This window comes from Campylobacter majalis (assembly GCF_905120465.1).
GTDB lineage: Bacteria > Campylobacterota > Campylobacteria > Campylobacterales > Campylobacteraceae > Campylobacter_A > Campylobacter_A majalis.
This window is the reverse complement of the sequence record NZ_CAJHOF010000028.1, coordinates 1-12,022: the sequence shown is the minus strand read 5'-3', so window position 1 is coordinate 12,022 and position 12,022 is coordinate 1. Positions and strand designations below refer to the sequence as shown.

Annotated in this window: 11 protein-coding genes; 9 read left to right on the top strand and 2 right to left on the bottom strand. The window is 36.0% G+C overall.

The features are described from left to right. Positions 1 to 223: 223 nt before the first annotated feature. Positions 224 to 1,546, bottom strand: coding sequence for an aminotransferase class V-fold PLP-dependent enzyme (locus LQU93_RS09475; RefSeq protein WP_229933644.1), 1,323 nt, complete (start codon positions 1,544 to 1,546; stop codon positions 224 to 226). Positions 1,547 to 1,723: 177 nt separating this feature from the next. On the opposite strand from LQU93_RS09475, the gene LQU93_RS09470 reads away from it, so the two are divergent. The 9 genes from LQU93_RS09470 to purH all read left to right on the top strand — a co-directional run bounded on the left by LQU93_RS09470 (position 1,724) and on the right by purH (position 11,151). Continuing rightward, entirely contained in the window at positions 1,724 to 2,530 is an 807-nt protein-coding gene (locus LQU93_RS09470) for a DUF234 domain-containing protein (protein ID WP_229933643.1), read from the top strand. A gap of 1 nt (position 2,531) precedes the next feature. Beyond that, a complete protein-coding gene (locus LQU93_RS09465) occupies positions 2,532 to 3,515 on the top strand; it encodes a sensor histidine kinase (protein WP_229933642.1) in 984 nt (327 codons plus the stop codon). A gap of 99 nt (positions 3,516 to 3,614) precedes the next feature. Further along, a complete protein-coding gene (locus LQU93_RS09460) occupies positions 3,615 to 4,268 on the top strand; it encodes a cysteine hydrolase family protein (protein WP_229933641.1) in 654 nt (217 codons plus the stop codon). Between the two features lie 273 nt (positions 4,269 to 4,541). Beyond that, a complete protein-coding gene (locus LQU93_RS09455) occupies positions 4,542 to 4,682 on the top strand; it encodes a hypothetical protein (RefSeq protein WP_229933640.1) in 141 nt (46 codons plus the stop codon). A 150-nt stretch (positions 4,683 to 4,832) separates the two neighbouring features. Then, entirely contained in the window at positions 4,833 to 7,028 is a 2,196-nt protein-coding gene (purL, locus tag LQU93_RS09450) for a phosphoribosylformylglycinamidine synthase subunit PurL (protein WP_229933639.1), read from the top strand. After that, positions 7,028 to 8,089: an SDH family Clp fold serine proteinase gene (locus LQU93_RS09445; RefSeq protein WP_229933638.1), complete on the top strand. Its 1,062-nt coding sequence runs from the start codon at positions 7,028 to 7,030 to the stop codon at positions 8,087 to 8,089. The genes purL and LQU93_RS09445 overlap by 1 nt, the downstream gene beginning before the upstream one ends. A 3-nt stretch (positions 8,090 to 8,092) precedes the next feature. Then, positions 8,093 to 8,863: a TerB family tellurite resistance protein gene (locus LQU93_RS09440; RefSeq protein WP_229933637.1), complete on the top strand. Its 771-nt coding sequence runs from the start codon at positions 8,093 to 8,095 to the stop codon at positions 8,861 to 8,863. A gap of 52 nt (positions 8,864 to 8,915) precedes the next feature. Beyond that, a complete protein-coding gene (locus LQU93_RS09435) occupies positions 8,916 to 9,605 on the top strand; it encodes a hypothetical protein (RefSeq protein WP_229933636.1) in 690 nt (229 codons plus the stop codon). Positions 9,606 to 9,618: 13 nt separating this feature from the next. After that, positions 9,619 to 11,151, top strand: a complete 1,533-nt coding sequence (gene purH / locus LQU93_RS09430) for a bifunctional phosphoribosylaminoimidazolecarboxamide formyltransferase/IMP cyclohydrolase (RefSeq protein ID WP_229933635.1) — start codon at positions 9,619 to 9,621, stop codon at positions 11,149 to 11,151. Positions 11,152 to 11,807: 656 nt separating this feature from the next. Here purH and LQU93_RS09425 read toward each other — a convergent pair. After that, the coding region (locus tag LQU93_RS09425; RefSeq protein ID WP_229933634.1) for a hypothetical protein at positions 11,808 to 12,022 on the bottom strand (215 nt) is incomplete at its 5' end.

The window sequence follows — 12,022 nt, the reverse complement described above, 5'->3', positions numbered from 1 at the left end:
ATAACTTTTTGTTACACTTAAAAGAGTGTGAATTTAGATTTAATAACCATGACAATCTCTATTAAATTTTATTAAAATTGATAAGAGAAAATAGGGTTAAGTTAATTGAGCATTATTTAATAGTGAGCGAGTTTAGCATTAAAGCTTTGTATAAATTTGGCATTTTAAAATATATTAATTTTAGTCTATTTTAACATAAAATTTAACTTTACTATAAAAAACACTAGCAACAATTATCGCCAAGTAAAGCATACATTGAGCGTTCTTCAGCCCATAAATCATTATATTTTTTTATGCTTGATTTTATGGCAAATATAAGATAGTCAATGTCATCTTTTGTATGCGTATAGTGTAGGCTTACGCGAACCCAACCAGGCTTTTCATCAAGTGGTTGATTATCTTGCATGTTAAGTAAATCATGTCCATAAGGTCCAGCACAAGCACAACCAGCTCGTGTTTGTATGCCATAATCATTGCTAAGTAGTGCAGTTAAATCATATGCCGATATGCCATTTGCATTAAATGAAAATATGGGCAAACGTTTTAAATTTAGTGGATTATATAGTTTAATGCCATCAATTTTTAAAATTTCATCTTGAAAATATTTGCAAAGCTCGGTTTCATTTTTGCAAATCGTATCAAATCCGATTGAATTTCGTAGCTTATATGCCTCTTTGGCTCGTATTAGCTGAGTTATTGGCGGTGTGCCACTGTCTTCTAGTTGCTCGGGATTGTCTAAAAAAAGATGCGATGAGCGACTTACATAGCTTACTGTTCCACCACCTGCAAATGTAGGCTTTGCTAGTGTATAAAGCTCTTTTTTAAGTGCCAAAAGACCACATGCCCCAACACCTCCTAAAAGCTTATGTGGAGACAAAAATAGTGCGTCAAAATAGTTACAATCCAGGTTTTTATAAGCCGAAAAACTTGCAGCATCAAGTGCTAAAATGGCGTTATATTTTTTGAAAATTTCATATATTTTTTTATAATCACTAATCACGCCTGTTACGTTTGAACATACACTAAATGAGCCAATTATCTCGCGATTTTTGTTTAAATTTAGTATTTTTTCAAGCCTATCTAAGTCAATTTCGCCATCTTTATTAAGTACTATACGAAGCGTTTCACAAAGCCCCTCGCGAAAGCTTACTTCGTTTGAATGATGTTCATATGCTCCTATTATAACTAATGGCGATTTTGATGTCGGCTTTATATCGTAGCGATTTGCCGTGCGTGGTGGTATGTATATGCCCATAATTTCTTGAAATTTTTTAATCGCACTTGTTGCACCGTATCCAGTGCCAAATAGATAAAATCTCTCATCAAGTTCTAGTAAATTTTTTAGCTCAGCTCTTGCATTTTCGTATAGTTGTTGTGTGATGATGGCTGATGATGAGCTATCTGAGTGAGTATTGGCGTATGTTGGCAATATCTTTTTTATTTCGCACTCTATTGGCTCGTATGCTAGTCCAGAAGCCGTGTAATCAAAATATGAAATTTTATCTTTTAGTATTATATTTTTTCTTATATGCTCTAAGCTAATCAAAACCTTGTCCTTAAATAAAGACAAAATTATACCAAAATTTATAAAATTTCATCAATTTAACTAAGTTTAAAGTGCATGATTTAAACTAATATTTGATACAATCAAAAACAAAAAGGAAAATATATACAAACGCTAAAAGATACTTTTTTACGCTTTAAGCACCTTGACATTGATGAGTTGCTGAAATTTCACTTTGTTTTTGATGAGTATGAAACTTATGGCTCGTATTATGATGTTTTTGAGGCAATTGAGTGTGAAATTTTGGCTAAAATCGATAATGTTTTAACTCTTTATGGCGGACTTAGCGATGATGAGACAAGAGTGCTTATAAAACTAGCTAGAAGCGATAGAAAGTGGCTAAATCCGTATAAAATTTTACCACAACACACCGCTTCAAACGTCTATGCCAAGCTACTAACTCGTGGCATATTAAAGATAGAAAAAAGCAGAGAACGCCCACGTATTAAGCTTTATAAAAATGAGAAATTTAAAAAAGCTCAGCGTCGTTACAAAATAGAAGATAAAGTGTATTTTGCTTCAAATTTTTCTAGATTTTATTTTAGATTTATTGCGCCAAATGCTGAAATTTTATCGTCTGGCAATATTAAAAGTGTTAAAAATATCATAATAAATGAGTTTTTAGAGTATGCTTCGTATGGTTTTGAGATGGTGTGTGCGTGGTATTTAAGGCAAGAATTTAATCTAAGCTCTGAAGCGCTTAGTTATTGGGATAAAGAAGTAGAAATTGATATGCTTTTTAGTGTAAATGGCATGATGGTTGCAGCCGAGGCAAAATACAAAAATAAAAAAGTATGCAAAAACGTGCTAAATATATTGCTTAATAAATGCCAAAGATTAAATATTGTGCCTGATTTTGTCTATTTGTTTTCAAAATCTGGTTTTAGTAACGAGCTTGAAAGTATGAAAAATGCTAGACTAAAATTAATAGATTTAGAGAAAATTTCAAGCATCTTAAAGGAATAAAATGAATAGTAAAAATATCGAAGATAGCCTAAAAAACTTGATAGAGCAAACATATCAAATAGAGCAAGAGTATAAAAATCTATCGCTTAGCTATCAAAATTTACAAAAAATAGTAAAAGATGTGGTTGATGTGTTGCCAACTGCTATATGGGTGCTAAATAGCGATAATACTATGTTTTTACAAAACGCTCAAGCCTTAAAATCAAAAGGGTTGTTTAAGATGTTAAATTTAAACAAAACCGAGTATGAATGTGAGCTTGGCGGTCTATTTTATTTGATAAAAATTTCATCAAAAGATAATAAAAAAATAATTCAAGCCATTGATATAACAAATCAAAAACGAACTGAACGTCTTGCATCAATGGGGCAGGTGGCTGCACACTTAGCTCACGAAATACGCAATCCAGTAGGCTCAATCTCTTTGCTTTCATCAACGCTATTAAAGCGAGTTGATGATAATAATAAATTAATAGTCAATGAAATTCAAAGTGCTATTTTTAGACTAGAAAGAATAATTAAAGCCACTTTATTATTTACTAAGGGCGTTCAAATCAATAGGATAAATTTTGATTTTATTACACTAAAACATGAGTGCTTTGAGGCCTTGAAATTTTATGGATATTCTAAGGATATACAAATTGGTTTAAATTTCCCAAATATAAGTTACAATGCAGATTTTGCACTGCTTTGCATGGTTTTTGAAAATTTGATTTTTAATGCAATTGATGCCATTGAAGAGAGCGATGAAGAGAGTGGAAATATACGCTTAGAATACGAAAAAACTAAAAATGAACATAAATTTTATCTGTATGATAGCGGCGTAAGTATAGCAGATAGTGGGATGGTTTTTGAGCCGTTTAAAACAAGTAAATTAAATGGCAATGGTCTTGGTTTGAGCTTGTGTTTGCAAATTATTGCAGCACATAAAGGCAGCATCGAAGTTATACTAAATCCAAAATGCTTTTGTGTAAGTTTGCCTTGTTAAAAAATATTAAATTTTTATTATTTTAGGTAAATTTATATAATTTCAGTTTAATTTTGATAAAATGTTATTAAAACAGCTTTGAAGAGATTGCGAGACAACATGAGTGCAATAGTGAGTGATTACAATTCGTGGCAAGATAAGCTTATGCCAATGTCTTTGAGTGATTTAGATCCAAAATCAACTGCCATTATTAGCGTAGATATGATAAATGGCTTTTGCAGGCATGGTAGGCTTAGCAGTATAAATTATGACAAAATAGGCATAAAAGTCGCTAGATTGTTTCGCATTGCTAAGCTTTTGGATTTTAAACATTTGTTGTTGGTTCAAGATCGCCATGATGAAAATAGCACTGAATTTATGACATTTGGTGTGCATTGTCTTGTTGATAGTGATGAAGCTCAAACCATAGATGAGATAAAAAATTTACCATTTTATAGCGAAATGAAAGTTTTTTATAAGAATTCTTTAAGTATTGGCTATAATGATGAGTTTATAAAATTTTTAAAAGATAATCCTAGTATTGATACGTTTATTGTTGTTGGGGTTTGCACTGATTTATGCATTTATAACATGATTTCATATTTGGCTTTAAGTGCAAATGAAAAAAATATCAAACGTCACATTATTGTGCCACATGAATTAGTTGGGACATACGATGCACCTCTTCATGATGCGAGTTTTTGTCAAAATTTCTTTTTGCATCATGCGAGTGTAGCCTTTGGTGCTGAAATTTGTTCAAAAATAATTGAATAATCACAATAATTTGTTAATTAATTTAAAGTATGGCAAAATTAAAGCGGATATATTAGCTAAAATCCGATATATTTTATGATTGCTTCTTAACTGATATTTTTGACACATAAAGCTAAATTGCTACTAAATGTTTATTATATGTAAAACAAGTTTGGTATTTAAAAAACAGAGTATTTGTTTAAAACAACTTATTCCATGTGGTTTTTGCTTTGAAAATTTAAGAAAAACTAAATATTTAAAAGATGGTTAGATTATCAGTATGGCACTTAGAAAGTGGCAAAAGCTGTTAAGATCAGCGATATGCATGAGATAAATGAGCTTAGTTTTATTATAATTGATAAGGATAGGGCGTCACTATGTAAATATGCACAACAAGATCGATTTGCAAGTGCTTTATCTATCAAAAAATGTTAAATTTTATTAGTTTGGTCGTGGGTCTTAGCTGACTCGTCACCTAAATGCGTAAAGTCTCTTGCTTGTGTAACACGATACAAATAGTAAAATTATCATAAATTTAGCCAAGTTTTGATACTATCTTTAAAAATTTCAAAGCAAGGCTAAAAAATGGATAAGGCTACTATTAAAGCACACAAAATAAGCGACGGCGAGTATGAAAATATACTTAAAATTCTAGGTCGTGAGCCAAATTTACTCGAACTTGGCGTGTTTTCCGCGATGTGGAGCGAACACTGCTCATATAAATCAAGTAAAAAATACCTAAACGGATTTCCGACCAAAGCACCTTGGGTGATCCAAGGACCGGGTGAAAATGCTGGTGTTATCGATGTTGGCGATGGTTATGCGGCTGTGTTTAAGATGGAAAGCCACAACCATCCAAGCTTTATCGAGCCGTATCAAGGTGCAGCAACAGGAGTTGGCGGGATACTTCGCGATGTTTTCACGATGGGTGCAAGGGTTGTGGCAAATATGAACTCTCTTCGTTTTGGAAATTTCATCGGCTCTGATAAAGTCGCCAAATACCAAAGGCATCTTATTAAGGGAAGTGTCGCTGGTATCGGACACTACGGCAACTGCATGGGCATACCGACGGTTGGTGGCGAAGTGGGATTTGATGAGAGTTTTAATGGCAATATTTTGGTAAATGCCTTTGCACTTGGGCTTTGCAAAAGTGATGAAATTTTCTACGCCAAGGCCGAAGGCGTAGGCAATCCAGTAATGTATGTCGGCTCAAAAACGGGGCGCGACGGACTAGGTGGTGCAGTCATGGCAAGCGATAGCTTTAATGACGAAAACAAAAGCCTTCGTCCAACCGTGCAAGTAGGCGATCCATTTGCCGAGAAGCTTCTTATGGAAGCTTGTTTGGAGCTGTTTAAGACTGATTATATCGTGGGAATTCAGGATATGGGCGCGGCTGGACTTACATCAAGTAGCTTTGAGATGGCAGGGCGAAGCGGTAGCGGTATGCGTATGCACCTTGATAAAGTGCCGATGAGAGAGAGTGGTATGACGCCATATGAGCTAATGCTTAGCGAGAGCCAGGAGCGAATGCTGATTTGTGCTAAAAAGGGCTATGAGGGCAAGATAAAAGAAATTTTTGCTAAATGGGATCTTGACGCAGAAGTCATCGGCGAAGTAACCAATAGTGGTAAAATGGAGCTTTTCTGGCATAATGAGCTTGTAGGCGAAATACCAATCGAACCACTTAGCGAGGCGGCACCAATCCTAGATCGTCCAACCGCACGACCAAAATATCTTGATGAAATCAAAAATATAAGCTTAAATTCTTTCGCAAAAGTGCCTAATCAAGAGGCTTTTGAGAAGCTTTTACACAATCCACACATTTTAAATAAAAGCTTTATCTACGATCAATACGACGCAAATATCCAAACAAACACGATAAAACAGCCAGGACATTTGGGTGCGGCGGTTATTCGCATAAAACAGACTGGCAAAGCCGTAGCTATGGGTATGCAGTGTAGCTCAAGGCATAACTATGTAGATCCAAAAATAGGTGCTGCGATGGCAGTGGCTGAGAGTGGTCGAAAGGTCGCGATGAGCGGTGCTACACCACTTGCGATAACGGATTGCCTAAACTACGGCAACCCTGAAAATCCAGAGATTATGTGGCAGTTCGCACAGGGTTGCGAAGGGATAAAAGAGGCGTGCAAAGAGCTAAACACGCCAGTAGTGAGTGGCAATGTAAGCCTTTATAACGACACAGATGGCGTAGGTGTGTATCCGACACCAGGCATTGTAAGCGTGGGCGTAAATGATGACGCGACAAATTCACTTTCAAGCGTGTTTAAAGCTAATGGTACGGCACTTTATCTAGTCGGTGAAACGACTGGCGAATTTGCAGGAAGCCTTTATCTAAAAGCTCTATTTAACGCAGTTGGAGGCGAGTTAAAAGAAGTTGATTATAAAAAAGAAAGAGCACTTTGGGATTTAGTCATCGAAGCAAACAAGGCTAGGATTTTGGAGTTTGCAAACTCAGTAGGCACTGGTGGCGTGGCGATGAGTTTAGCAAAAATGTCAGCTATAAGCGGACTTGGCGTAAAGGCAAAGTGTGAGTTTGGCGATGAGAGATGGGTTTTTGATGAGAGCTTTTCAAGAGCAGTTGTAGGCGTAAAAGATGAGGCAAAATTTGCCGAACTTGCTACGAAATTTGGTCTAAAAATAGCCAAAATAGGCGTTGTTGGTGGCGAACATTTTGAGATAGACGGCGTTAAAATGAGTGTAAAAGCGATGAGTGAGATTTATTTTAACGAGTTTAGAAATATCATAAAACAGGATGACTAATGGGTATTAAAGAGTGGATAGATAGGAGTGCAAAGGGCGTGAATGATGAATATTTAACGCAAAATGGCAACAAAAAAAGTGTAACCAAACCGCCGGTTTTATTTAACCAAACACAAATGCTAATTAAGCAACTTGAAGCAAAGCTTGGCGGACCGCTCATAACTTACTATAACTCAAACGCTGGAAGTGTTTGCGGTAACGACGCTTCAGCGATGTATGAAATTTTAAAGGGTAAAAAGCTAGACAATGCCTTTTTGTATATTAAAAGCGACGGTGGCAGTGGTATAGCTAGTCTTAAAATCATATCTACACTTCGCAACTACTGCAAAAATTTAACTGCACTTATCCCTGCAAACTGTGCTTCGGCGGCTACGATGATGGCACTTGGAGCAAACGAGATATTTATGGGTCCTTTGGCGTATCTTACGCCTGTTGATACATCGCTAAAACACGAACTAAGCCCGACTACTAAAAACAACGAGCTTTCAAGTGTTTCGATGGACGAGCTAAGCCGTGTGATAAAGCTATGGAAAGAGCAGGAGAAGGATAGCGACCTAAACCCCTATAAATCGCTTTACGAATACATCCATCCGCTCGTTTTTGGTGCGGTTGATCGTGCTAGTTCGCTATCACTTAAAATTTGCCGTGAAATTTTACGCTATCACATCGATGATGAGAGTAAGATCAAGCAAATTTCAGAAAAGCTAAACAGTGACTATCCAGCTCACGAGTATCCGATAATGCTAAGAGAGGCTGAGGAGATCGGACTTCATGTACGAAAAATGGACGATGAGCTAAACGAGATGCTTCAAGAACTAACCATGCTTTATTCTGAGATGGGGCAGCGGGCATTTACTGACTATGACGAGAATAGCTACCACGATAACAACATCGCAAATATCATCGAAGCAAACGGCAAGCAGATTTATTATCAGATCGACAAAGACTGGTTTTACCGCCCTGATGAGCGACGCTGGAGCGTGATGAATGATGATAGCTCATGGCGTAAAAATGAACTAATAGGTGGCAAACTCAAAAATACGATCTATCATTTGTGGTGAAATATGTTATCGTTTTTATTTTATCTATTTATATTTTGGCTGATTTTTAAGTTTGCTGGTAGGATTTTTGGCGGTTTGCAGGGTGGATTTGGCGGAAATTTTAGTGGTATAAATTTCAGACAAGCTAGTCAAGACGAGGCGAAATTCTTAACGGCACTTTTAGCAAAAATTGCTAAAGGCGATGGCAGAGTAAGTGAGCTAGAAGCCCAGCTTATAAGTGAAATTTTTGATGATTTGGTCGCTAAAACTGGTGTTAGCAGAGCAGAGCTTAAAGCGGTATTTGACACTGAAAAGGAGCTTGTAGATGAGGCTTACGATGTGGCTCGAGAGTATAAGCTAAAATTTCGCCTAAGCCAACAAATTGCAGTTGCTAGGATTACATTTTTCTTAAATTTAGCCTATATTGACGGCGAGTTTGGTGCAGGTGAGAGGCGTGTAATTGAGCAGATCGCAAGAGGTTTTTACATCAGCAACTCTGTGCTTGATATGATAATAGCTCGTTTTGAGCGGTTTTACACTGGCAGTCGCTATCAAAACAGCTCAAACTCAAGCACCCAAAGCAGGGCAAAAGATCCGTATGAAGTGCTTGAAATTTCACGCTCGACAAGTTTTTCTGATGTGAAAAAACGCTACCGCGAGCTAGTTAAAAAATACCATCCAGACATACTTATGGGACAGGGCGAGAGCGAGGCAGTCATTGAAAAATCAACCAAAAAACTCCAAGAGATAAATGAGGCGTATGAGAGTATTAAAATGGAGCGAGGTGAGAGTTGAAGAATATGGCAAATAGCTGTATGGGTTTAAATTTAGCGATGAGTGATTATAGATGAAACAAAAAGATTTTGTAATCGAAGCTATGCGTAAAAATGGTGGCATGGCAACCTTTTCTCAATTAAATAAAATGGTTGATGTAAGCTTATGGGGAACAAAAACTCCGTTTGCATCTATTCGTAGCATTGTCCAAAGAAATGATGAATTTTTTAAGTTGCAACCAGGGCTTTGGGGACTTAGTGAATTTAAAAATAAGCTTTTAAATTTGAATATAGACAAAACTGATAATGAATTTTCGCATTCGTATTTTCAAGGGTTAATTGCAGAAATCGGCAATGCTAGAAAATTTGATACTTATATCCCAGCACAAGATAAAAATAAAATTTTCATTAATCAAAAATTAAGCAATGTTGCAAGTATTGAAAAAATATATGATTTTACATACCCAAATATAATAAGATATGCCAAAACAATAGATGTTGTGTGGTTTAATGAACGAAAATTACCAAACGCTTTTTTTGAAGTAGAACATAGCACAGATTTTAAAAATTCGCTCGGCAAATTTTACGAACTACAAGATTTTAGGGTAAAATTTTTTATTGTTGCACAAAAAGAAAAAAGAAGACGATATGATGATATTATCAGTGCTTCGATATATAAGGATTTGCGTGATTTTGTAAAATTTATTGACTATGAAAGCATTGTAAGATTACACGAAAAAGAGATGATAAGATATGAAATTTAATCAAGGAGCAAAAATGAGAGCATTAATCAGCGTTAGCGACAAAGATGGCATAGTTGAGTTTGCCAGTGGTTTGGCTGGGTTTGGCTGGGAAATTTTAAGCACAGGTGGAACTTACAAACTGCTTAAAGAAAGTGGCATAAATGCAACGGAAGTGAGCGAATACACCGCATCGCCAGAGATGTTTGAAGGGCGTGTAAAAACCCTACATCCTAAAATTCACGGCGGAATTTTACATAAAAGAGATGACGAAAATCACGTAGCACAAGCGACCGCAAATGGTATCGGTGGCATTGATTTAGTATGTGTAAATTTATATCCGTTTAAGCAAACGACCATTCGCACTGATGACTTTGATGAGATCATTGAAAACATCGACATTGGTGGCCCTGCAATGCTTAGAAGTGCAGCAAAAAATTTCAAAGATGTTTTGGTGGTAACTGACATACTTGACTATGATGAAATTTTAGCTAGACTAAATGATAGCAAGGCTGATTATGAGTTTAGAAGACATCTTATGATAAAGGCTTATGAGCATACGGCGGCTTATGATAGTATGATCGCAAACTATATGAACGAGCGATTTAACGGCGGTTTTGGAGCGAGTAAATTTATCGTAGGAAGCAAGGTTTTTGACACTAGATACGGCGAAAACCCACATCAAAAAGGCGCACTTTATGAGTTTGACTACTTTTTTACGAACAACTTTAGAGCTCTTAAAGGCGAGGCTAGTTTTAACAATCTAACCGATATAAACGGCGCTTTAATGCTTGCTACTAGCTTTGATGAAGCTCCTGCGGTGGCGATCATAAAGCACTCTAATCCTTGCGGTTTTGCGGTAAAATCAACCCTGCTAGAAAGTTACACTGAAGCCCTAAAATGCGATCCGATCTCAGCTTATGGTGGTGTGGTGGCGATAAATGGCACCCTAGACAAGGCTTTGGCTGAGAAGATCAATGAAATTTATGCAGAGGTCATTATCGCTGCAAATGTCACAGATGAGGCTTTGGCAGTATTTGAGGCTAAAAAACGCATTAAAATTTTCACTCAAGATAATAAATTTTTAGTTCGTGCAAACGACAAGTATGATTTTAGGCGTGTTGATGGTGGTTTTGTCTATCAAGAACGCGACGAGGTAAAGGACGATGAGCTAAAAAATATGAAGCAGATGGGCAAGATAAGTGCTACAAACGAGCAGCTAAAAGACGCCGATATCGCGTGGAAAGTGGCTGCACTTACTAAGTCAAACTGCGTCGTTTATGCTAAAAATGGAGCCGTTGTGGCGATTGGCATGGGTATGACTAGCCGTGTTGATGCGGCTCGTGCAGCGGTGGCAAAGGCAAAAGATATGGGGCTTGATCTAAGTGGTTGTGTGCTTGCTAGTGAGGCGTTTTTTCCATTCCGTGATAGTATCGATATCGCAAACGAAGTCGGCGTAAAATGCGTCATCGAGCCAGGTGGAAGTATAAGAGATGATGAAGTAATAAAGGCTGCAAACGAGCATAAAATCGCACTTTATTTTACTGGAGTTAGGCACTTTTTACATTAACATAAAAGCATATATTGTCATCTGTCTAAAGTTATTTTATATATTAATTAAATACATTAAGCCAATACTTAAACTATCCAAGACAAAATTTGTCTTGGATAACTAATCCGACAATAAAGTAATAATCAGCAAAAGAGCCAAATATGATTGTTGTTTATAGTTGACAAAATCGACCTCTCTAATCTACTTGTTACTTTGATATTTCATTAAAAGCTTGCGATGTTATAAAATAAATTTTTAAATAAGAAGCAATAAAATAAGAGTATTACCAGTAGTTTCTAATAGGTTTTTATTAAATTTATTGTAATGATTAATTTTTAAATTTTTATATTATCTTGATGTATTGTTTTTATGTGTAAGGTTTTATGCTTATTGGAAATATTATTTAGGCATCTTATGTTTTTTGTAATTTGGCAATAAAAAACTAGCCAATAATATCTTTAATATTTACTTACTAGAGGCTGTTAGATTACGGCTTTTTGCCTATAAAATAATATATTTGGCTCTAACCCAACAACTTTGTTTTAAACAATCTTAAAAGTATATTACGCATTAATTTTTCATCTTTTCTTCACTTAAACTCATACTCTTTTAAATGAAATTTGCCTTAACGATATAAATTTAGCTAGTTTGCGTTTAGTAAAACTTAAAAACTTCTAAAGCTCCAAATGGGCGACGACAGCAATTAAAGCCAAGCGATGATAAACGCAGTAAAATAGGCTTTTAAGTGCGATACGGCACGAAGCAGAGCAAATACAGCTGTTTGCTACTATCTGCGTGACATCTTTATCACGCACTATTTTGCTTTGAAATAGCTTTAATTCTTTGCTAAATTTACTTGTTTTCTCACACTCTTTGACATTAATGCAAA

Bases quoted from the DNA above. Each gene is read 5' to 3' on its own strand.
- LQU93_RS09465 (WP_229933642.1), top strand. From the start codon at position 2,532: ATGAATAGTAAAAATATCGAAGATAGCCTAAAAAACTTGATAGAGCAA.
- LQU93_RS09460 (WP_229933641.1), top strand. From the start codon at position 3,615: ATGAGTGCAATAGTGAGTGATTACAATTCGTGGCAAGATAAGCTTATG.
- purL (WP_229933639.1), top strand. From the start codon at position 4,833: ATGGATAAGGCTACTATTAAAGCACACAAAATAAGCGACGGCGAGTAT.
- LQU93_RS09445 (WP_229933638.1), top strand. From the start codon at position 7,028: ATGGGTATTAAAGAGTGGATAGATAGGAGTGCAAAGGGCGTGAATGAT.
- LQU93_RS09440 (WP_229933637.1), top strand. From the start codon at position 8,093: ATGTTATCGTTTTTATTTTATCTATTTATATTTTGGCTGATTTTTAAG.
- LQU93_RS09435 (WP_229933636.1), top strand. From the start codon at position 8,916: ATGAAACAAAAAGATTTTGTAATCGAAGCTATGCGTAAAAATGGTGGC.
- purH (WP_229933635.1), top strand. From the start codon at position 9,619: ATGAGAGCATTAATCAGCGTTAGCGACAAAGATGGCATAGTTGAGTTT.